16 protein-coding genes and 2 rRNA genes are annotated in these 21,406 nt (G+C 56.3%); 9 read left to right on the top strand and 9 right to left on the bottom strand.

Going from position 1 to position 21,406, the window contains the following annotated elements:
* From mtnC to smrA, 7 genes are all read right to left on the bottom strand, one after another.
* Entirely contained in the window at nt 1-693 is a 693-nt protein-coding gene (mtnC, locus tag C7H10_RS02790) for an acireductone synthase (RefSeq protein WP_106693675.1), read from the bottom strand.
* Complete coding sequence (locus tag C7H10_RS02785; RefSeq protein WP_072677011.1) at nt 690-1,250, bottom strand: 1,2-dihydroxy-3-keto-5-methylthiopentene dioxygenase; 561 nt, start codon at nt 1,248-1,250, stop codon at nt 690-692. The genes mtnC and C7H10_RS02785 overlap by 4 nt, the downstream gene beginning before the upstream one ends.
* On the bottom strand, nt 1,247-1,873 hold the full coding sequence (locus C7H10_RS02780) for a methylthioribulose 1-phosphate dehydratase (RefSeq protein ID WP_106693674.1): 627 nt from the start codon (nt 1,871-1,873) through the stop codon (nt 1,247-1,249). Before C7H10_RS02780 ends, C7H10_RS02785 begins: the two co-directional genes overlap by 4 nt.
* An 88-nt stretch (nt 1,874-1,961) precedes the next feature.
* Nucleotides 1,962-4,160, bottom strand: coding sequence for a xanthine dehydrogenase family protein molybdopterin-binding subunit (locus C7H10_RS02775; protein WP_106693673.1), 2,199 nt, complete (start codon nt 4,158-4,160; stop codon nt 1,962-1,964).
* Between the two features lies 1 nt (nt 4,161).
* The gene (locus C7H10_RS02770) at nt 4,162-4,650 is read right to left on the bottom strand and encodes a (2Fe-2S)-binding protein (protein ID WP_061332650.1); all 489 of its coding nucleotides are present in this window, start codon (nt 4,648-4,650) and stop codon (nt 4,162-4,164) included.
* Nucleotides 4,651-4,689: 39 nt separating this feature from the next.
* Nucleotides 4,690-4,893, bottom strand: coding sequence for a hypothetical protein (locus tag C7H10_RS02765; protein WP_146136789.1), 204 nt, complete (start codon nt 4,891-4,893; stop codon nt 4,690-4,692).
* A 46-nt stretch (nt 4,894-4,939) separates the two neighbouring features.
* Nucleotides 4,940-5,521 carry a DNA endonuclease SmrA gene (smrA, locus tag C7H10_RS02760; protein ID WP_106693669.1) on the bottom strand — a complete coding sequence of 194 codons (582 nt, stop codon included), beginning with the start codon at nt 5,519-5,521 and terminating at the stop codon, nt 4,940-4,942.
* 197 nt (nt 5,522-5,718) lie between these two features.
* Between smrA and C7H10_RS02755 the strand changes: the two genes are divergently transcribed.
* The 9 genes from C7H10_RS02755 (at nt 5,719) to C7H10_RS02715 (ending at nt 17,998) form a co-directional block, all read left to right on the top strand.
* Complete coding sequence (locus C7H10_RS02755) at nt 5,719-7,635, top strand: putative nucleotidyltransferase substrate binding domain-containing protein (RefSeq protein ID WP_106693667.1); 1,917 nt, start codon at nt 5,719-5,721, stop codon at nt 7,633-7,635.
* 14 nt (nt 7,636-7,649) lie between these two features.
* Nucleotides 7,650-8,357, top strand: a complete 708-nt coding sequence (locus tag C7H10_RS02750) for a 3'-5' exonuclease (RefSeq protein ID WP_106693665.1) — start codon at nt 7,650-7,652, stop codon at nt 8,355-8,357.
* Between the two features lie 210 nt (nt 8,358-8,567).
* Complete coding sequence (locus C7H10_RS02745) at nt 8,568-8,831, top strand: DUF4212 domain-containing protein (RefSeq protein WP_058090360.1); 264 nt, start codon at nt 8,568-8,570, stop codon at nt 8,829-8,831.
* 6 nt (nt 8,832-8,837) lie between these two features.
* Nucleotides 8,838-10,607, top strand: coding sequence for a sodium:solute symporter family protein (locus tag C7H10_RS02740; protein ID WP_106693663.1), 1,770 nt, complete (start codon nt 8,838-8,840; stop codon nt 10,605-10,607).
* Between the two features lie 103 nt (nt 10,608-10,710).
* Nucleotides 10,711-11,217, top strand: coding sequence for a hypothetical protein (locus C7H10_RS02735; protein ID WP_106693661.1), 507 nt, complete (start codon nt 10,711-10,713; stop codon nt 11,215-11,217).
* Nucleotides 11,218-11,244: 27 nt separating this feature from the next.
* On the top strand, nt 11,245-14,763 hold the full coding sequence (locus C7H10_RS02730) for a PAS domain-containing hybrid sensor histidine kinase/response regulator (RefSeq protein WP_106693660.1): 3,519 nt from the start codon (nt 11,245-11,247) through the stop codon (nt 14,761-14,763).
* Nucleotides 14,760-16,403, top strand: coding sequence for a response regulator (locus C7H10_RS02725; protein WP_106693658.1), 1,644 nt, complete (start codon nt 14,760-14,762; stop codon nt 16,401-16,403). The genes C7H10_RS02730 and C7H10_RS02725 overlap by 4 nt, the downstream gene beginning before the upstream one ends.
* The gene (locus C7H10_RS02720; RefSeq protein ID WP_061332642.1) at nt 16,400-17,080 is read left to right on the top strand and encodes a sensor histidine kinase; all 681 of its coding nucleotides are present in this window, start codon (nt 16,400-16,402) and stop codon (nt 17,078-17,080) included. Before C7H10_RS02725 ends, C7H10_RS02720 begins: the two co-directional genes overlap by 4 nt.
* A 165-nt stretch (nt 17,081-17,245) precedes the next feature.
* Nucleotides 17,246-17,998 carry a response regulator gene (locus tag C7H10_RS02715; protein ID WP_106693656.1) on the top strand — a complete coding sequence of 251 codons (753 nt, stop codon included), beginning with the start codon at nt 17,246-17,248 and terminating at the stop codon, nt 17,996-17,998.
* Between the two features lie 57 nt (nt 17,999-18,055).
* On the opposite strand, the gene rrf is transcribed toward C7H10_RS02715, so the two are convergent.
* Together rrf and C7H10_RS02705 are read right to left on the bottom strand one after the other, a co-directional pair.
* Nucleotides 18,056-18,169, bottom strand: a 5S ribosomal RNA gene (gene rrf, locus C7H10_RS02710).
* 106 nt (nt 18,170-18,275) lie between these two features.
* Nucleotides 18,276-21,167: ribosomal RNA gene (locus C7H10_RS02705) — 23S ribosomal RNA — on the bottom strand.
* Nucleotides 21,168-21,406: the final 239 nt, after the last annotated feature.

Below are 21,406 nucleotides of genomic sequence, written 5' to 3'. Positions count from 1 at the left end.
CTAACGTTTACGCAGTAGCGCGTCTACCTCCGCAAAATCACGGGCTACAGGCCGACCAGTGTCAGGAAGCTCCCCATCACGCACCAGCCAGACGGTTTTAAGCCCAGCTTCCTCAGCCGCCGAGAGCTCGGCTTCCACGTCCGACAGGAACAGAACGGTCGCCGGCTCTACACCCAGCTCGGCAAGAATATTGCGGTAAGACTGTGCTTCTTTTTTGCCGCCCACACCGGTGTCGAAGTATCCGGAGAAAAACGGCGTAAAGTCGCCCTCGTTACTGAAACCAAAAATCAGTTTCTGTGCCTTCACAGAACCAGAGGAATATACGAACAGCCTTAGGCCCCGATCATGCCAGCGCTGAAGATAATCCGCCGCATCCGGATAGATATCGCCCTTCAGCTCTCCGCTGTGATATCCCTGCTCCCAGACCATGCCCTGCAGTGCTTTGAGCGGCCCTTCTTTGCGATCCTCGGATATCCAGGCCTGGAGGACATCAATCAGGCCCTCCACATCTTTACTGTCGACACCACTTTTTTCTGCGACCAGAGCCAGCTGTTCAGCCACAGCCGGCGTGGTGTGATGGTTCGTGCGGATAAATTCCGGCAAGTGTTTACTGGCGTAGGGAAACAGCACATCGTGCACGAATGAGATCGAGCTGGTCGTGCCCTCTATATCGGTCAGAACTACCCGAATCATCCTGCCACTCCCGCAAGCCCTTCGTAACGGGGCAGTCGACTGGCGATATCCTCGCCGGTAAAGCTCGCAACCCAGCCTTCCGGGTTGGTGAACAGGCGAATGCAAGTGAATTGCGGCTCTGGCCCCATATCAAACCAGTGGCGTGTGCCATCCGGTACACTGATCAAATCGTTCTGCTGGCACAGCAGGGCATACACCTGGTCGCCAAAGTGCAGATAGAACAGGCCCTGGCCCCGCACGAAAAACCGCACTTCATCCTCGCTGTGGGTATGCTCGTCCAGAAACTTCTGGCGGAACGCCTCCTTTTGCGGGTTGTCCGGGTTCAGGCTGACCACATCGGCCGTCTGGAACCCGCATTCCTGCTTCAGGTGCTCAACCTCGTCACTGTAGGCTTCCAGAATCTGCTCCTGGCTGGCATCTGCCGGCAGATCACGGGTTGGCCACTGTTCGAAACGCACTCCGTGGCGGGCGAGCGCATCACCGATAGCCCTTGGGTCGGTCATCACGGTGTGGGCCTCGTCCGGCTGGCTCTGGTGAAATATGCTCAGGGTAGTCATGGGCGGACCCTCATGGTTTCAAGTTCACATTCAAAGAGAAATTCGAAGGCTTCGACATGGCGCAGGCAATCCGCCATGGTCTTACCCCAGGTATACAGGCCGTGGCCGCGAATCAGGTAACCGGGTTGTTCAGGATGGGCCAGAAACCAGGCCCGGGTGTCCTCGGCCAACGCCGGAATATCCTGAGTGTTGTCGAAAACCGGAATGCTCAGTGCACCCTCATGGGTCTCAACACCGGAAAACGCCTTCTGCAATTCGTAGCCTTCCAGCTCCAGCGCCTGACCCGCAGCAATCAGCCGACTCAATACTGTGGCTTTTACGGAATGGGTGTGCAAGACGGCACCAACCTCCGGGAACACCCGGTAAAGCACGGTATGCAACAGGGTTTCTGCGGAGGATTTGCACTGGCTTTGGACCGGCCGGCCGTCAAGATCAACCACCATGACGTCTGCGGCGGTCAGCTGCCCCTTATGGCGGCCAGACACCGTAATGGCCACATGATCACTGTCGATCCGCGCAGAATAATTGCTGCTGGTGGCAGGCGACCAGCCACGGCCGTAAAGGAACTGACCTGCATCCACGATGGACTGAGCCGCTGTGGCGTATCGGGTTACATCAAACACACGCAATCTCCCGGTTGAAACGTGCCCTGCCGGGCAAGCGATGGCCGCCATTATAGGACGGCCATCGCTCCCCGAAAACCGCTTTGGCTCAAGCCGTCAACGGCAGGCGGCGCTGGCGCTTTCCGGTCAGCGCAAACAGGGCATTGCCCAGGGCGGGAATCACCGGGGGCACGCCTGGCTCACCCACACCGGTCGGGTCTGCCTCACTGTCAACAATATCCACCACCACTTCGGGCGTCTGGTGCATCTGCATCAGGCGGTAGTCGTGGAAATTGCTCTGCCGGATCTCGCCGTTGTCGAAGTTGATCTCGCCGTAGAGCGCGGCGGTCAGGCCAAACAGGATGCCACCCTCGATCTGATCTTCAACAATCCTGGGATTAACCACCTGGCCGCAATCCACGCTGCAGATCACCTTGTACACCCGTATTTCACCGTTCTCGATTCCGGCTTCAACCACTTGGGCCACATAGGTACCAAAGCTCTTGAACAAGGCGAGCCCCCGGGCGCGACCTTCCGGCGCGGGCTGGCCCCAATCCGCCAGCCGGGCTGCGCGCTCTAGTACTTCACGATGTCGCGGCTCGCCATCCAGCATTTTCAGTCGGAACTGCAACGGATCTTCACCGGATTCGTGGGCCAGCTCATCCATGAAGGTTTCCACCGCAAACCCGTTGTGGGAATAACCCACCGAACGCCACCAGGTAATGGGCACACCGGGGTCAGTATGGGTATGGCGAACGCTGACATTAGGCACCTGGTAGGGGTACTCAATCGCGCCTTCAATGGCCGAAATATCTTTTGGCGTGGCAATGCCCTCCGCCATCAGGCCCACTCGCCCCAACGTGTCGTAGAGGAATTTTGGCGCCCAGGGATACTGAGCGGGTGCGGCATTGCGAACGTACCAGTCCAGAACCTGCGGGCCGACGATCTGGTGATGCCAGCCAGTCAGCTCACCGTCGTTCAGGCTGCCTTTCATCCGGTGCAACATGGCAGGACGCAGGAAACCGTGGCGAGTATCTTCTTCCCGGGACCAGATCAGCTTGACCGGAACCTTCAGTTGATAGGCCACCGCTGCAGCTTCTTCGATATAGTCCTGAGTGAGGCGACGGCCGAACCCGCCGCCAAGGAAGGTCGTGTGAATATTGATCTTGCCCGGTGACAGATCGGTATGACGGGCCGCCGCAATGCGCCCCAGGTCTGGCGCCTGGGTGGGTGCCCAAACATCCATTCCACCATCGCGATACCAGGCCGTAGCATTCATCGGTTCCATGGTGGCATGGGCCAGATAGGGCTGCTCATACTCGGCTTCAACCACCTGTTTTGCCCGATCGGCTGCCTTATCGACATTACCCTCACTGCGTTCTTTGACCCCGGAATTTTCACTCGCGGCCTTGCGGTAACCCTCAAAAACGGCTTCTGTGTCGGTATCCAGCGCTTCAGAGAAGTCCCACTCTACCTGCAATTTCTGCTGAGCCTTTCTTGCCTGCCAATAACGCTGGGCAACCAGAGCAACACCGCGCTCAGTGATGAAGGCATCGGTTACACCTGGCATACCGAGAACTTCATCACGGTTGAATCTGCTGGCCTTGCCGCCGTAACGGGGGCTTCGAGTCATCACCGCATAGACCATGCCCGGAAGCTCAACGTCCATCCCGTAGACGGCGGTACCCGTTGCCTTGGCACGGGCATCCAGCTTGCCGCCCTTACGGCCGATGTACTTCCACTCAGAGCGGGGTTTGAGGGGCACCTTGCCCCGGATGACTTCCCGGTCCGCCAACTCAACCAGTTGGCCGTAACGCAACGAATCAACACCGTTGGGATGCACCACCCGGCCATCCTGTGTAGTGCATTGGTCCGCGTCTACTTCCCACACCCGGGCAGCCGCCATAATCAACATCTGCCGTGCTTGCGCGCCCGCTACCCTCAGTGGCTCCCAGCTCGAGGCCAGGCTGGTGCTGCCACCGGTCAGCTGCAAACCAAACAAGGGGTTTCGGTATTCCGGCGCCACCGGGGCAAATTTGACTTTGATCTTGCCCGGCTCCACGTCCAGCTCTTCGGCCACCAGCGTGGTCAAACCGGTGTAGGTGCCCTGCCCCATCTCAACCCGGGCCAGGGTAAAGATGATCTCATCATCACGGGTCAATTCCAGCCAGATATCCGGCTTCCACTCACCGGTCTCGGGCTGGTACCCGGTCTGGACAGAGGCGCACCCCGGGATAGATACCGCCAGTATCAAGCTGCCTGAAGCACCCGTGCTGACTTTCAGAAAATCACGACGATTCATGGTCATGTCAGGCGTCCTCCCCGGCGGGCTGGTAATGGCCAACCGAACCGGCAACCGCCTCGACGGCGGCGACAATACGGGAATAGGTACCGCACCGGCACAGGTTTCCGGTCATGGCGGTCACAATGTCCTGACGAGATGGCGACGGATTGTTGTTCAGAAGGTGCGCTGCGGTCATGATCTGGCCCGACTGACAGTATCCGCACTGGGGAACGCCCTGATCAATCCAGGCCTGTTGCAACGGGTGCAACTGGCCATCTTCGGACAAACCTTCGATAGTGGTCACGGAAGCGCCGTCTACCGACGCCACCGGTGTTGAACAAGAGCGCGCTGGCTGACCGTTAACATGAACCGTGCAAGCGCCGCACAAGCCGGCACCGCAACCAAACTTGGTGCCCTTGAGCCCAACTTCATCCCGAATCACCCACAACAGAGGCGTATCGGAATCAACATCAACTGTGTGCCTTTGGCCGTTAATCGTCAGGCTGAATGCCATGGGCCTTTCCTTTTATTATTTGCTGGAAGACGAATTCGTTCACTTGATCACTTCTTTGCCATCCTGGTCTACCCAGATCTTGCGATCACCGGTGTTCATTCTGCCATTGGAATCCCAGACTTCACGATCTTTGGTGGCACTCTCCACCTTGCCGTTGTCGTCCCAGATCACCCGGTCTTTGCAACCCGCCAGAGTGAACAGGCCGGCCATAACAATCACCACCAGAGAACCCTTTTTCATCATCAATAACCTCATCAGCTATTTGAAATGCAGCACCGTGATTTCCTGATCACCGGCTGCCATGCAATTCCCGATTATTCTGTTTGTCCCGGTCGCTCTTGCGAACCATGACATAGACCGCGCCGGTTCCACCATGGTGTTTCTGGGCCGAGTGAAAGGCCAGTACGCTGTCCAGTTCCGGCAGCCACTTCGCCAGGTAGCTTTTCAACTGGGCAATGCCATCAGGGTTGCGCTCACCCTTACCGTGCAGAATGATGACTGACCGCAATCCGTAGCGCACGCAATCGTTGACAAACGCAAATACCTCCCGGCGGGCTTCCTCAACGGTCATCCGGTGCAGATCCAACCTGGCCTCGATCGGGTACTGACCCAGCCGGAGCTTGCGGAACACACCATGCTGAATACCGGGCCGCATCCAGCTAAGGACGTCATGGGCCGTCAGCGGCTCAACCATGTCAGAAGTCAGCGGGTTCAGGTCACGAACCGGCTTTTCAACGGCCGCTTTCTGCCGTTCCAGATGCCCGGGCGTCAGCTCCCTGGGGGTCGACACCTCGGCCCGATTGGGTTTCCGAATACGCCGGACATCCTTCATCTCTTCAAGAAACGCCAGGCGTTCATCTTTACTGGTCATGAGCTATCTGTTTCTGGATTGACGAATGTCAGAACTCTACCACCGTGCCGGGCTACCATAAAGAAAAGCCCTGAGACACGTTTCGACCAAAATCGTAGGGCATAACATCGCTCCGCTGAACTACACTGCAAGCGGACAACAATAACTACGGAACAGCGGCGAAGGCCGACCAACTCCGACCCACGACGGATTGCGATATGGCAGCAGCGAACCAGGACACATCCCGCCCCCAGAACACCCGAGCCATCATGACATTTCTGCGGGAACATGCACCTTTTTCCAGCATGGATGACACCCACCTGGCCCATTTCGCTGAACATGCCACCCTGAGGTTCTACGCCGATGAAGACGTGGTGCTCTCGCCGGATGACGGCGTAGTAAAGCGCTTTTACATCGTTAAACAAGGCCGTATTCGGGGCGAACGCCACAACGAAAAAGAGGATCGGGCAGAAACCACCTTCGAAATCAGCCAGGGCGAATGCTTTCCGCTGGCTGCCCTGATTGGCGAGCGCCCTACCCGTACCCTGCACCGGGCCTCCGGAGACACCTTCTGCCTGAGCATTGAACAAAAAGCGTTCATCACCCTGTTCTCCGAAAGCGAACCCTTCCGGGACTTCTGCCTGCGCGGCGTCAGCAGCCTGCTGGATCAGGTCAACCAGCGCATCCAGTCCAAGGCGATGGCCTCGATCGGGTCGAGCAATAGCCTGGATACCCCGCTTGAACGTTACGCTCTGCGCAATCCCATCGTTTGCTCGCCCGACCTGCCGGTGCGCAAGGCGGTGGCCCGCATGCATGAGAATAATGTCGGCAGCATCATTATTACGGATGACAACCGCCACCCCAAGGGCATCTTCACGCTGCGCGATTTGCGCACGATGATTGCCGAGGAACGAGGCCCCCTCGACACCCCTATCCGGCAGGTCATGACAGCAGATCCCTGCTGTTTACCCTCAACAGCCGATGCCTTTGAAGCCGCCATGTTGATGGCCGAGCACCACTTTGCACATCTGTGCGTGGTCGATGAGGAAAATCATCTGATCGGGGTGGTCTCCGAGCGGGACCTGTTCTCCCTCCAGCGCGTGGACCTGGTGAACCTGGCCCGGACCATCGGTACAGCCACCCACCTGCGCACGCTGGTGAGCCTGCGCACCGACGTTTCCCGCCTGGTGGATTCCATGCTGGCCCACGGCGCGGACTCCGGGCAGGTGGTCAAGATCATCACCACGCTCAACGATGTGACCGTTCGGCGGGTACTGGAACTGAACCTGAAGAAAAACGATCCCGGTATCCCTTTCACCTGGCTGACCTTTGGCAGCGAAGGCCGGCAGGAGCAAACACTGCTGACCGACCAGGACAACGGCATCCTGTTCGAGACGCCCGAGGGCATGACCGAGGACCAGGTTAGGGAAAAACTGCTGCCGTTCGCACGCAAGGTGAATGATGAATTGGCCGAGTGTGGCTTTACCCTGTGTAAAGGCAACATCATGGCAAGCAACCCGAAACTGTGTCTGAGTGATCGGGAGTGGGATGACTGGTTCGTTCGGTTTATCGACGCCTCCACCCCCCAGAATCTGGTGTACTCATCCATCTTCCTCGATATGCGCTCAGTATTCGGGCCAACGGAGCCATTGCACCGATTGCTGGAGAAAGTTCTGGACAGGATTCGCAAGAACGCCCTGTTCCAGAAGATGCTGGCGGGCAATGCGCTGCAACGCAAACCACCGCTCACCATGTTCAGGAACTTTCGCTATCTGAATGACGAGAAAAAGCATTCTCTGGACCTGAAACGGCAAGGCCTGGCGCCGTTTGTCGAATCCGTCCGGGTATTCGCCCTGGCCCACGGGGTGGAAGCTGCCAATACGCTGGAGCGAATGGACGCCCTGTCCCGAAAGGGGGTTTTCGACGCCAAAGATGCAAACGCGTGGAAAGAGGCGTACAGCCTGATCCAGGCCATCCGTATGCGTGCCCACCAGGAGATGCTGGACAGGGGCGAGGAACTGACCAACTACATTGATCCGGACGACCTGAACCCGCTCGACCGACGCATCCTGCGGGAGTCTTTCCGCCAGGCTCAAAGGCTGCAGCAAAAGCTGGAAGTCACTTACCAACTCTAGGTACCGGAAACACCATGCTCGACTACATCAAGCAATGGCTGGCACAGCGAAGGGGCGGCGCCGTTGGCAATCACGATCCTGAGAACCTGCCCACGCCGAAAACGGTGAGCGACCAGCCGCTAACCCGGTGCCGCCTGATCGTACTGGACCTTGAGACCACCGGACTGAATGCCTCGAAAGATGAAGTCATCGCCATCGGCGCTGTGGCTATTGAGGGCGGGGTCATTCACCTGAATGATCAGTTTGATCTGATCCTGCGCCGACCGGAGCTCGATATCCGGGAAACCGTGCTGATCCATGGTATCGGGCCGGAGGCCCTGACCCAGGGCCACGAAACCGAAGATGCCCTGCTCTACCTGCTCGAGTGGATGAACGGCGACCCAATCCTTGCCTACCACTCCGCATTCGACCAGAAATTCCTGGAAAAAACCCTGAAAGCCCAGCTTGGCTACACCATCCCCCACGTCTGGATGGACGTTGCCGAGCTACTACCGGCGATATTCCCAAAAGCAGAAACCAAGGGGCGCAGCCTCGACCACTGGGCCGACTTCTTCAAACTCGAAGTTAGTGAACGGCATCACGCCGCTGCCGATGCCCTGGTGACCGCAGAACTGACACTCATGGCCCTGAACCGGGCGCAAAAAAATGGCGTCAAGAACCTGAAAGAACTGGCTGAAAAGCTGCATTATCAGCGCCGTTTACAGAATATGCACCGCTACTGACAACCTGCTTCAGCGCCTGATGTCCTTGACCAATTACAAGGCAAGTTACTGAGAGTTAGACCATTTGCCAATATCCATAATTCCATTGACCAGTAAAGTCGGAGAAGACAACAAGTCGGAGAAGTACTACATGAATAATAAATTCTCTATCCGCAACACCCCACAAGTAATCCACCCAACCTCCACAACAACAATACAGGAGTGATGTGTATGTCAGGTCATAGCTACGACGCTGAGAACTACTGGAAGGCGAACTTGCGCCTGATATTCGGGAGCCTGATTATCTGGGCCCTGGTGTCTTATGGCTTCGCCATTCTGTTACGTCCCATGCTGGCGGGCATTCCGGTCGGTGGCACCGATCTCGGTTTCTGGTTCGCCCAGCAAGGCTCCATTCTTACCTTCATTGCCCTGATCTTCTTCTACGCCTGGCGTATGAACAAGATCGACGAGCAATTCGGCGTACATGAGGAGTAAGACACCATGAGCCAATTTGCAATCAACCTGCTTTTCGTCGGGGGTTCCTTCCTCCTGTATATCCTGATCGCTGTGTGGGCGAAAGCCGGCAGCACCAGCGATTTCTACGTTGCCGGCGGCGGCGTTCACCCGGTCACCAACGGTATGGCGATCGGTGCCGACTGGATGTCTGCCGCGTCCTTCATTTCCATGGCGGGCCTGATCGCCGCCGGTGGTTATGCTAACTCCACGTTCCTGATGGGCTGGACCGGCGGTTACGTTCTGCTGGCCATGCTGCTGGCTCCTTACCTGCGTAAGTTCGGCAAGTTCACGGTTCCCGAGTTCATCGGTGATCGCTATTACAGTCCAAACGCACGTCTGGTGGCGGTAATCTGCTTGATCGTCGCGTCTGTGACCTACGTAATTGGCCAGATGGCCGGTGCTGGTGTTGCCTTCTCCCGCTTCCTGGAAGTAGAGGCTACCAACGGCCTGATGATCGCTGCGGTTGTGGTCTTTATCTACGCCGTGCTCGGCGGCATGAAAGGCATCACCTACACCCAGGTGGCCCAGTACTGCGTTCTGATCATCGCCTACACCATTCCGGCGGTGTTCATTTCCCTGCAGCTGACCGGCAACCCGATCCCGATGTTCGGTATGTTCTCAACCCATACTGAATCCGGCCTGCCATTGCTTGAAAAACTGAACATGGTGGTCACCGACCTTGGCTTCCGGGAATACACGGCGGACATCGACAATAAACTGAACATGGTTCTGTTTACCCTGTCCCTGATGATCGGTACGGCTGGCCTGCCCCACGTTATCATCCGTTTCTTCACCGTTCCCAAGGTAGCTGACGCTCGTTGGTCCGGCGGCTGGGCCCTGGTCTTCATCGCCCTGCTTTACCTGACTGCTCCGGCTGTTGCTTCCATGGCTCGTCTGAACCTGATGACCACCATCTACCCGGAAGGCACTGCAGCCCAGCCCATCGAATATGATGCGCGTCCTGCCTGGATTGCCACCTGGGAAGAAACTGGCCTGATCAAGTTCGAGGACAAGAACAACGATGGCCGCATCCAGGTGTATAACGACGGCAACGCCGATTTCGCAGCCACCGCAGCAGAGCGCGGCTGGGAAGGCAACGAGCTGTCTGTTAACAACGACATCCTGGTACTGGCCAACCCGGAAATCGCCAACCTGCCCGGCTGGGTTATTGGTCTGATTGCTGCCGGTGGTCTGGCTGCGGCTCTGTCAACGGCGGCAGGTCTGTTGCTGGCTATTTCTTCGGCGGTGAGTCACGACCTGATCAAAGGCCGAATCAACCCCAACATCACCGATAAGGGCGAACTGTTGGCGGCACGGATCTCCATGGCCGTTGCCATCGTCGTCGCCACCTGGCTAGGCGCCAACCCGCCCGGGTTCGCGGCACAGGTGGTCGCTCTGGCCTTTGGTATCGCTGCGGCCTCCCTGTTCCCCGCGCTGATGATGGGTATTTTCTCCAAGCGTGTGAACAACATAGGCGCAACCCTGGGCATGTTGTCCGGTCTGATCTTCACACTGGTCTACATCTTCATCTACAAGGGCTGGTTCTTCATTCCGGGAACCAACAACCTGCCGGATACCGCCGAGTTCTGGGTACTGGGTATTTCCCCGCTGTCCATCGGTGCGGTTGGTGCTCTGGTCAACTTTGCGGTAGCCTTCGGGGTATCGAAAGTGACTGCCGAGCCGCCTGTTGAAATCCAGGAGCTGGTTGAAAGCGTCCGTTACCCACGCGGTGCCGGTAGCGCTCAAGACCACTAAGCTGAAAGACAGCCTGATTCATTGAAACTAATGACGGGTTGAGACCGAACGGGCTTCCTCACTGAGGGAGCCCGTTCTTTTTTGAGTTAAGGAATCCAATCCTATGTTCTGGACTTTTGTTGCCACTATTGTTTGCGGTCTCGGGGCTGCAGGCATCGCCATGGGCATCCGCGCCGCCACCGCAAAGCGTGCTCCCCGATGGATCATTCCAGTGTTTGCAGGTGCCGGAATGCTCGGCTATCTTGTTTACGGCGAATACACTTGGTTTGACCACAAGCGATCACTGCTCCCTGAAGAAGCGGTTGTCGTGGCGACTGAGCAGGAGAAGATTTTCTTCCGACCCTGGACCTTCGTATTTCCCTATGTCACCGCCTTCTCCACCGTCGACACGAGTGATTTCCGCCGGGATACCAGCGACAACGATATTGTTCGCTTCACCCTCTACCGTTTTGAGCAAACCGTGACAGACGCGGTATCACACCGGGCTCACCTGATCCATTGCCAGAGCCGGGAGCTGGTTCCCCTTGGTTCAGATGGCGTGCCACGAGTGGACAATATGAAGTTGCTGACCGCAAGCGATCCTCTTTACAGAACCGTGTGCGGTAACTGACATCGGATAACCGGATAACAACAAAGCATGATTAGCGCCTGGCTGCTGATAGTTATATCCATTAGCTACATTTCCCTGTTGTTCGTCATTGCCTGGGCGGGTGACCGACACCCGGGTTTGTATCGACGCAGGCTGGCGCGAACCCACATCTACGCTCTATCACTGGCCGTCTACTTTACCTCCTGGACATTCTACGGTGCCGTTGGGCGAGCCACCCAGGAAGGCTTTGCCTTTCTTCCCATCTACCTGGGGCCGCTACTGGTATTCCTGTTCTTTGCACCGCTTCTGCGGCGTATTATTTACATCAGTAAACGCAACAACAGCACCTCCATTGCCGACTTTATCGCCTCCCGTTACGGCAAGTCCCAGGTGCTGGCGGCCATGGTGGCCATCTTTGCCCTGATTGGCAGCGTTCCTTATATCGCCCTGCAACTCAAAGCCATTGCGCTGGGCTTTAACGTACTGACCGAGGGGGGAATCGGCTACCAGGAACTGAGCACGGCTGCCTGGAATGACTCCGCCTGGTACATCACCCTGGCGCTGGCCGTCTTTACCGTGTTGTTCGGCACCCGACACCTTGAATCAACCGAGCATCATCGAGGCATGATCCAGGCGGTCGCCTTTGAATCACTGATCAAACTGGTGGCCTTCATCGCCGTTGGCCTGTTTGTTGGTTACGGGCTTTATAATGGTTTTGGCGACCTGTTCAGCCGGGTGAAACAGGCCGACCTGGTGGGTACCCTGACCACCAACTCCCTTGAGACACCTGCGTTCCTCACTCAAACCCTGGTCGCCATGCTGGCGATTGTCTGCCTTCCCCGCCAGTTTCATGTCATGGTCGTGGAGAATGCTGATCACCGTGACTTTGAGACAGCGCGGTGGGCCATGCCGATTTACCTGGTCATTGCCAGCGCCTTTGTACTGCCCATTGCCGCTGCCGGACTACTGAACTCCGATCTCGCCGGCGGTGATCCCGACATTATCATCCTGCAACTGCCCATCGTGGCGGGTGAGCAGTGGCTGGCCGTGCTAGCCTTCCTCGGCGGCGGCTCAGCCGCAGCGGCCATGGTTATTGTCTGTTCGGTAGCCATTGCCACTATGGTCAGCAACGAAATCATCATGCCCGGGCTGTTGCGTTTTTTCCGGCCCGGCATGAACCGCAGAACCGACCTGAGCTTCCTTCTGCTCACCATTCGCCGGGTGGCCATCTTTGTCGTGCTGTTTACCGCTTACGGTTTTTACCGGATGGCGGGCGCCGATTACAGCCTCACCGCTTTCGGCCTGCTGTCCTTTGCCGCCGCCGCCCAGTTTGGGCCAGCCCTGGTGGGCGGCATCATCTGGCGGCGCGGGAATTTTACCGGGGCCGCCTGGGGCCTCGGTCTTGGCTTCCTGATGTGGTGCTACACCCTGCTGTTGCCAGCCCTGGTGTCCACCGGCTGGATTGCCGACACGCTGATCGAACAGGGGCTGTTTGGCCTGAACTGGACCCGCCCGACAGCCCTGTTCGGCTCTGAGCTGGACCAGATCAGCCACGGCATTATCTGGAGCCTCGGCATTAACACCGGCACCTACATACTGCTGTCACTGGTAACCCGGCAGCGCATCCGCGAACGAATCCAGATTGCCGCCTTCTTCCATGAAGCCCAGCCAAAACCGGAAAGCGCACAACATCAGAGCTGGCAGGGCGAAGTTCTGACCTCCGATCTCCAGGCCCTGACCGATCGATTCATGGGTGAGGAACGCTCCGAGAGCGTCTTCCGCAATTACGAGCGCCGCAACGCCATCAGGCTGTACCCGCACCGGCCCGCCTCTACCCACCTGATGAAATACATCGAGCGCCAACTGGCCTCGGTTATTGGTGCGTCTACCGCCCGTGTCGTCCTGGAGTCCACCCTGACCGGGCGGGATATGCAGATCGAGGATGTGGTCAGCATCGTAGATGAAGCGTCTCAGGCCATGACCTTCAGCCGCGAGCTGCTGCAATCCGCAATCGAGAACATCAGCCTGGGTGTATCGGTGGTCAATCATCAACAGCAGTTGGTGGTTTGGAACCACCGCTACCTGGAGCTGTTCAATTACCCGAAAGGATTCGTCCGGGTTGGCCGGCCGGTTGAAGACCTGATGCGTTACAACCTGACTAACGCCAACCTGTCAGCGAGACGCATAGATGACATCATCGATAACCGCTGCAACAGCATGCGCGAAGGCAAACCCATGTCTTACGAACGTCAGCGCCCGGATGGCACCGTTGTCCGGGTGGATGGTAGTCCCATCCCCGGGGGTGGCTATGTCACCACGTTCCAGGACATTACAGCCATGCGTCGCACCGAGCAGGCCCTGAAGGAGACCAATATCTACCTGGAGCAACGGGTACGGGAACGTACTCAGGAACTGCAGGTGATCAACGAGCAGATGCTGAAAGCAAAATCAGTCGCGGAACAGGCCAACCAGAGCAAGACCCGGTTTCTTGCCTCGGCCAGCCACGACCTACTTCAACCATTGAATGCCGCACGGCTATTCACCTCCGCCCTGTCAGGCAAGGTTATTGAAGGTGATACCCGTGAACTGGTTGAGCACATCGACAGCTCACTTGGCGCGGCTGAAGAGATCATCAGCACCTTGCTCGATATCTCCAAGCTGGACGCCGGGGCACTGGAGCCGGATATCGGCGTGTTCCCGGTCAACGAACTGCTCCGCCACCTGGCAACGGAATTCTCTGCTATCGCCAAAGATCAGGAGCTGGACCTGCATGTTGTTCCCAGCAGCGCCTGGGTACGATCAGACGTCAAGTTGCTACGCCGGGTAGTCCAGAACTTCCTGTCCAACGCCATTCGGTACACAGCCAGTGGCAAGATCCTGATGGGCTGCCGTCGGCTCAAAGGCTACCTGCGCATTGAGGTCTGGGACACCGGCCCAGGAATGTCCGAAGACCAGCTCACCCATGTTTTCGAGGAGTTCCGGCGCTTCCAGCATGGCCGCGACAAGAAGGGCCTGGGTCTTGGCCTGGCCATTGTGGACCGCATCAGCGGCATGCTGAACCACCCGGTCACCGTGCACTCAGTTCAGGGCAAAGGGAGCGTTTTCGGTATCACCGTACCACTTGCGCCGCCAGACCTGAGCCGCGCCGAATCCAACAAGCCCGGCGCCAGCACAAGGCGGGTATCCAGTCTGGGAGGCTTGCATGTTCTGTGTATCGATAACGATCCGGCCATACTTCAGGGTATGGTCGCGTTACTGGGTAACTGGCAGTGTGATGTGACTGCGGCCGAAAGCCTGGAAGATGCCCTGGAAAAACTGGCAGACCGCTTACCGGATATTATACTTGCCGATTATCAGCTTGATGATAACCGCAATGGGCTGGATGCTATGGACAGCATCAGAGACAAACTTGGCCATGGCATACCGGGCATTCTGATTACCGGTTATATGGCGCCAGAGGTACGCGAAGACGCTGGAAACCGCGGCTATCAGGTTCTCTACAAGCCGGTTAAACCGGCGGCACTGAGAGCGCTCGTCAACAAACTACTTAAACAGAAGCGCGCATGAACCAGACCGACAGGAAAGACGCGATCAACCCCTTTGGAAAACTCAACTTCCTGGTGGTTGATGATTTCGAGAACTTCCGTCTATCAATGCGCCAGATGCTCAGAAGCTGTGGCGCAGACAAGATCGAGCTGGTGGCTCACGCCACCCCGGCAATCCAGTACTGCACCTACAACCACGTAGATGTTGTCCTGTGTGATTACAACCTGGGGGAAGGCAAGAACGGCCAGCATATTCTTGAGGAGCTCCGGCACAAAAAGCTTCTGAGCCGCTCCTCCCTGTTCTTGATGGTGACCGCCGAAACGTCCAAAGAGATGGTCATGGGCGCCCGTGAATACCAACCGGATGCTTACCTGACCAAGCCGTTGAACCGCGCCATGCTGGAGAAGCGCCTTGGCGCTCTGGTTCAGCAACGTGGTGCCTTGCTACCGATTACCCGTGAAATGGATCGGGAGAACTACCCTGAGGCCATTTCCCAGTGCCTACAGCTACTGCCCAAACAACCAAGGTACAAAACCTGGCTAATGAAAACCCTGGGCGAACTCTATTTCATCGTCGGCGATCTGTCACACGCCCTGAAAGTGTATGACGAGGTACTTGCGCAGCGGGAGCTTTCCTGGGCCCGACTGGGCCGTTGCAAGGTATTGTTGGGTAACAGAAACTTTGACGACTCTGTGGAAGGTTTGAAAGCACTGATCGCCAAACACCCCGATTACATGGAAGCCTACGACCTGTTGGCCGAAGGGCTGGAAAAGCAGGGCAAAGCAGTACAAGCCCAGCAGATCCTGGAAAAAGCCGCAGAACACTCACCAAACGCCCTGCTACGCCAGAAGCACCTGGCGCTACTGGCCAGTACCAACCAGGACATAGACACCGCCTCACAGGCCTGGCGGCAGACGGTGACACTGGGAACCTATTCGATTCACGATAACTCTGATCACTACCTGTCGCTGGCTCAAAGCCTCTCCGACCTTAGCGAAGGACACCCGGAAGCCGAAGGTGCGGAACATGCGGCAGAAGCCTTGAATGTGCTATCGAAGATGGAAAAGCGTTTCGCCGACGACGACAGCATTGGCCTGAAAAGTCGTATTGTGCAATGCCGTGTTCACGCCGGACAGGGCAACCAGAAATCTGCAGAAAAACTGCTGGGCGACTTACGGGCAGAATTGGAAACACTGGAAGACATCCCAGCAGATCTGGGCCTCGACTATGCCAAGACCCTGTTCAGGTTGGGGCATGATGAAGACGCCAAGTCGTTGCTATCGGATTTGGCGGCTCGTTACGGAGACAACCCGGAAACTCTGCAGAAAATTGAAAACCTTCTCGATGAACCCGTTGGCTTCCGCCAGAAAATAGAAGCCCGGGGATACAACCGGGATGGAATCAAAGCATTCGAATCCGGCGATCTGGACGGCGCGGTCGAGGCTTTCAACCGAGCCTTGGCGATCGTTCCGGATCATGCCGCTCTGAATCTCAACCTGATTCAGGTGTTGCTGCGAAAGTATGATCAGGCTCCTGACGATCATAGCCTGCTCACTACCTGCCAGGAATGCCTCAGGCGGCTCGAAGGACTGCCTGAACAACACAGACAGCACCGCCGTTACAGCGCACTGGCCAGAAAACTGAAAGGACTGACTGCATGACTGACCACAACATCGACTTTTCAATGGTACTGGCTTCAGCCGTGCATGACATGAAAAACTCCCTGGGCATGCTGCTGAACACCCTTGATGAACTCCGTACCGAACATGAAGAGTCACTGTCCGGCTCCAGCAAGTTCAATATGCTGCAGTACGAGGCCGAGCGCATGCACAATGACCTTGTTCAGCTGCTGGGCATCTATCGGCTGGGTGAGAACAATCTGTCAGCCCACATTGATGAACACTTTGTACCGGATTTTCTCTCCGAGCATATGGCACGACACGTCCCCCTGCTTGATGGCCTGGGCATCGATTACGCCATCGAAGCCGATGACATCAATGGTTTCTTTGATGACGATCTGCTTACCGGGGTGCTCAACAACACCATCAATAACGCCATCCGTTATACCAAAACCAGAATCCGCCTGACCGCTCGGGAACAGGATGGCTATCTGGTGCTTGGTGTGGAAGATGACGGCACAGGCTATCCGGAGAGCATGCAACATACCGGAACGCTCAGCTTCAAATCCCTCGACTTCAACAGCGGCAGCACAAGCCTTGGTCTTTTCTTCGCGTCTTCCGTGGCCAAGCTGCATACAGAAGGCGACCGCACCGGTTCAATAACGCTGCACAACGGTGGGAAATATGGTGGAGGGGTGTTTGAAATCTGGCTGCCCTGATCGTGCCCTCCTGGAAAAATCAAATGAGCGTCGCAAAACTGACTCTCTGGCGCCCTCTCCCCTGTATATTTTCTGAACTCCGCTTATAGTGCGACAAGCAATCCTGCATTACCAATGCAGCTACAGAATCGTGATGGCGGAGCAAGGACAGGGAGCACACTTACAATGGCACGGGCGCACGCACTGATTATCGAAGATTCGTCGACTGCCAGGATCATCCTGGCCCGGCTCCTCGAACGATCAGACATCAGTAGCAAAGGAGTCTCAACGGCAGAGGAAGCATTCTCGCTACTCCAGCACGAGTCCTATGACGTTATCTTTCTGGATCACCTTCTACCGGGCATGAACGGATTTCAGGCTCTGGAACAACTCAAAAGCCAGCCTCACACACGCGACATACCTGTTTTCATGTACACCTCACAGAACGCCGAGCGCTACATTGACGAAGCAAAGACCCTTGGCGCTGCTGGCGTTATTCGCAAGCAGATTGATCGAGAGCACCTGCAGAAAACTCTGGATACCTTACTGGTAAACAGCCCGGAACCCGAGTACAGCGAAGCTTTCAGAATCGCGGTGGAAGAAACTGGCAGAACAGCACAGGAGAATACCGAGCAGGCTACCCGTAAACTCACCGGTCGGATGTCGACCCTGGAAGTGGCCTATGAAGAGCTTGAGGAAGAGTTAAGGGAGCTCAGGCAAGCCAACGAAAACGCCCAGCGCCAACACACCGATCGTATCAACCGTCAAAGCCGAAGCATCCAATGGCTGATGGCTACGGCAGTGTTACTGGTCGTAGCGCTGGTATGGGTTAGCAGCTGGCAGGCCAACATCCTGGACAATCACATTGAGCACACCAATGAACAGTTTGAATTGATGCACAGCATTGTAGGTGGGGTGATCGAATTGATCAGCCGATAACGGGCCCAAAATAAAAAAGCCCCAACATCAAGGATGCTGGGGCTTTTGGTATTAAGAGCCTGACGATGACCTACTCTCACATGGGCGAACCACACTACCATCGGCGCTGGTCTGTTTCACTTCTGAGTTCGGGATGGGATCAGGTGGTTCCAGACCGCTATGGTCGTCAGGCAAAACGGATGATCACTGGGAAGGACGAGATGGAACGTGATGTTGATTTCTGTGGAGCCTGGCGTTTGCCCTGCTCTGCGTTATCCGCAATTGTCTTGGGTGTTATATAGTCAAGCCGCACGAGCAATTAGTACTGGTTAGCTCAACGCCTCACAGCGCTTACACACCCAGCCTATCAACGTCCTGGTCTTGAACGGCTCTTCAGGAGGCTCAAGGCCTCAGGGAGATCTCATCTTGGAAGGGGCTTCCCGCTTAGATGCTTTCAGCGGTTATCCTGTCCGAACATAGCTACCGGGCAATGCGTCTGGCGACACAACCCGAACACCAGCGGTTCGTCCACTCCGGTCCTCTCGTACTAGGAGCAGCTTTCCTCAAATCTCCAACGTCCACGGCAGATAGGGACCGAACTGTCTCACGACGTTCTAAACCCAGCTCGCGTACCACTTTAAATGGCGAACAGCCATACCCTTGGGACCGGCTTCAGCCCCAGGATGTGATGAGCCGACATCGAGGTGCCAAACACCGCCGTCGATGTGAACTCTTGGGCGGTATCAGCCTGTTATCCCCGGAGTACCTTTTATCCGTTGAGCGATGGCCCTTCCATACAGAACCACCGGATCACTATGACCTACTTTCGTACCTGCTCGACGTGTCTGTCTCGCAGTCAAGCGGGCTTGTGCCATTACACTAACCGTACGATGTCCGACCGTACTTAGCCCACCTTTGTGCTCCTCCGTTACGCTTTGGGAGGAGACCGCCCCAGTCAAACTACCCACCACACAGTGTCCTCAACCCCGATAAGGGGTCAGAGTTAGAACCTCAAACATGCCAGGCTGGTATTTCAAGGTTGGCTCCACCGGAACTGGCGTCCCGGGTTCAAAGCCTCCCAGCTATCCTACACAAGCATGCTCAAAGTTCACTGTGAAGCTATAGTAAAGGTTCACGGGGTCTTTCCGTCTAGCCGCGGATACACCGCATCTTCACGGCGATTTCAATTTCACTGAGTCTCGGGTAGAGACAGCGCCCCCATCGTTACGCCATTCGTGCAGGTCGGAACTTACCCGACAAGGAATTTCGCTACCTTAGGACCGTTATAGTTACGGCCGCCGTTTACCGGGGCTTCGATCAAGAGCTTCGCACGAGTGCTAACCCCATCAATTAACCTTCCGGCACCGGGCAGGCGTCACACCCTATACGTCCACTTACGTGTTTGCAGAGTGCTGTGTTTTTAATAAACAGTCGCAGGGGCCTGGTATCTTCGACCGGCTTCCGCTCCACCCGCAGGGGCTTCACGTACACACCGGCGTGCCTTCTCCCGAAGTTACGGCACCATTTTGCCTAGTTCCTTTACCCGAGTTCTCTCAAGCGCCTTGGTATTCTCTACCTGACCACCTGTGTCGGTTTGGGGTACGGTCTCGAATAGCCTGAAGCTTAGAAGATTTTCCTGGAAGCAGGGCATCAATGACTTCGCGCCCTTGGGCACTCGTCGTCGCGTCTCAGGATTGTGGACCCGGATTTGCCTAAGTCCACTCCCTACTCGCTTAAACCGGGACAACCGTCGCCCGGCTCACCTAGCCTTCTCCGTCTCTCCATCGCAGCTATCCAAGGTACGGGAATATTAACCCGTTTCCCATCGACTACACCTTTCGGTCTCGCCTTAGGGGCCGACTCACCCTGCGCCGATTAGCGTTGCGCAGGAACCCTTGGTCTTCCGGCGTGCGGGTTTTTCACCCGCATTGTCGTTACTCATGTCAGCATTCGCACTTCTGATACCTCCAGCATGCTTCTCAACACACCTTCGCAGGCTTACAGAACGCTCCCCTACCCCGCATACAAAGTATGCAGCCGCAGCTTCGGTGACCAGTTTGAGCCCCGTTACATCTTCCGCGCAGGCCGACTCGACTAGTGAGCTATTACGCTTTCTTTAAAGGATGGCTGCTTCTAAGCCAACCTCCTAGCTGTCTGAGCCTTCCCACATCGTTTCCCACTTAACTGGTACTTTGGGACCTTAGCTGGCGGTCTGGGTTGTTTCCCTCTTCACGACGGACGTTAGCACCCGCCGTGTGTCTCCCGGATAGTACTCACAGGTATTCGGAGTTTGCATCGGGTTGGTAAGTCGAGATGACCCCCTAGCCGAAACAGTGCTCTACCCCCTGTGGTATTCGTCCGAGGCGCTACCTAAATAGCTTTCGGGGAGAACCAGCTATCTCCGGGCTTGATTAGCCTTTCACTCCGATCCACAAGTCATCCCCTGGCTTTTCAACGACAGTGGGTTCGGTCCTCCAGTGCCTGTTACGGCACCTTCAACCTGCTCATGGATAGATCGCCCGGTTTCGGGTCTATGCCCAGCGACTAATTCGCCCTATTCAGACTCGGTTTCCCTACGGCTCCCCTAAACGGTTAACCTCGCCACTGAACATAAGTCGCTGACCCATTATACAAAAGGTACGCCGTCACAGAACAAGTCTGCTCCGACTGCTTGTACGCATACGGTTTCAGGGTCTATTTCACTCCCCTCACAGGGGTTCTTTTCGCCTTTCCCTCACGGTACTGGTTCACTATCGGTCAGTCAGGAGTATTTAGCCTTGGAGGATGGTCCCCCCATGTTCAGTCAACGTTTCTCGTGCGCCGACCTACTCGATTTCACTGGACTCAGGTTTCGGATACGGGGCTATCACCCACTATGGCGGCACTTTCCAGAGCCTTCTCCTACCAGTTGTCCAGCTTAAGGGCTGGTCCCCGTTCGCTCGCCGCTACTTAGGGAATCTCGGTTGATTTCTTTTCCTCGGGGTACTTAGATGTTTCAGTTCCCCCGGTTCGCCTCTTACACCTATGGATTCAGTGTAAGATACCTGGCCGAAACCAGGTGGGTTTCCCCATTCAGAGATGTCCGGATCACAGCTCGTTTGCCAGCTCCCCGAACCTTATCGCAGGCTTCCACGTCTTTCATCGCCTCTGACTGCCAAGGCATCCACCGTATGCGCTTAGTTGCTTGACTATATAACCCCAAGACAACTGATCACGATTCAGCATCCTTTACCAGGCAAGCCTGATACAGAACCCTGTTTCGAGACAGTCACTTGAAGCAATATAACAACCACTTCAACGACAACACCGGATAACGCTTGAAATCGCTATCACTTTGAACAGTTTCTCTCGGAGATAATGAGAGAAATCTATTCGTGTTCTATCTCGTCCAATTTGTTAAAGAGCAAATCTGACCCAGTGATCAGAAAG

Source organism: Marinobacter shengliensis (assembly GCF_003007715.1).
GTDB classification, from domain to species: Bacteria; Pseudomonadota; Gammaproteobacteria; order Pseudomonadales; family Oleiphilaceae; genus Marinobacter; species Marinobacter shengliensis.
Note: the sequence above shows the minus strand (reverse complement) of the source record. Positions and strands in the feature narration are given on the sequence as shown.

What these genes read in the sequence shown, in the direction of transcription:
- C7H10_RS02715 (WP_106693656.1), top strand. Translation starts at nt 17,246, where the DNA reads ATGGCACGGGCGCACGCACTGATTATCGAAGATTCGTCGACTGCCAGG.
- C7H10_RS02755 (WP_106693667.1), top strand. Translation starts at nt 5,719, where the DNA reads ATGGCAGCAGCGAACCAGGACACATCCCGCCCCCAGAACACCCGAGCC.
- C7H10_RS02750 (WP_106693665.1), top strand. Translation starts at nt 7,650, where the DNA reads ATGCTCGACTACATCAAGCAATGGCTGGCACAGCGAAGGGGCGGCGCC.
- C7H10_RS02785 (WP_072677011.1), bottom strand. Translation starts at nt 1,250, where the DNA reads ATGACTACCCTGAGCATATTTCACCAGAGCCAGCCGGACGAGGCCCAC.
- C7H10_RS02775 (WP_106693673.1), bottom strand. Translation starts at nt 4,160, where the DNA reads ATGACCATGAATCGTCGTGATTTTCTGAAAGTCAGCACGGGTGCTTCA.
- C7H10_RS02725 (WP_106693658.1), top strand. Translation starts at nt 14,760, where the DNA reads ATGAACCAGACCGACAGGAAAGACGCGATCAACCCCTTTGGAAAACTC.
- C7H10_RS02770 (WP_061332650.1), bottom strand. Translation starts at nt 4,650, where the DNA reads ATGGCATTCAGCCTGACGATTAACGGCCAAAGGCACACAGTTGATGTT.
- C7H10_RS02765 (WP_146136789.1), bottom strand. Translation starts at nt 4,893, where the DNA reads ATGATGAAAAAGGGTTCTCTGGTGGTGATTGTTATGGCCGGCCTGTTC.
- C7H10_RS02720 (WP_061332642.1), top strand. Translation starts at nt 16,400, where the DNA reads ATGACTGACCACAACATCGACTTTTCAATGGTACTGGCTTCAGCCGTG.
- C7H10_RS02735 (WP_106693661.1), top strand. Translation starts at nt 10,711, where the DNA reads ATGTTCTGGACTTTTGTTGCCACTATTGTTTGCGGTCTCGGGGCTGCA.
- C7H10_RS02740 (WP_106693663.1), top strand. Translation starts at nt 8,838, where the DNA reads ATGAGCCAATTTGCAATCAACCTGCTTTTCGTCGGGGGTTCCTTCCTC.
- C7H10_RS02730 (WP_106693660.1), top strand. Translation starts at nt 11,245, where the DNA reads ATGATTAGCGCCTGGCTGCTGATAGTTATATCCATTAGCTACATTTCC.
- C7H10_RS02745 (WP_058090360.1), top strand. Translation starts at nt 8,568, where the DNA reads ATGTCAGGTCATAGCTACGACGCTGAGAACTACTGGAAGGCGAACTTG.
- mtnC (WP_106693675.1), bottom strand. Translation starts at nt 693, where the DNA reads ATGATTCGGGTAGTTCTGACCGATATAGAGGGCACGACCAGCTCGATC.
- smrA (WP_106693669.1), bottom strand. Translation starts at nt 5,521, where the DNA reads ATGACCAGTAAAGATGAACGCCTGGCGTTTCTTGAAGAGATGAAGGAT.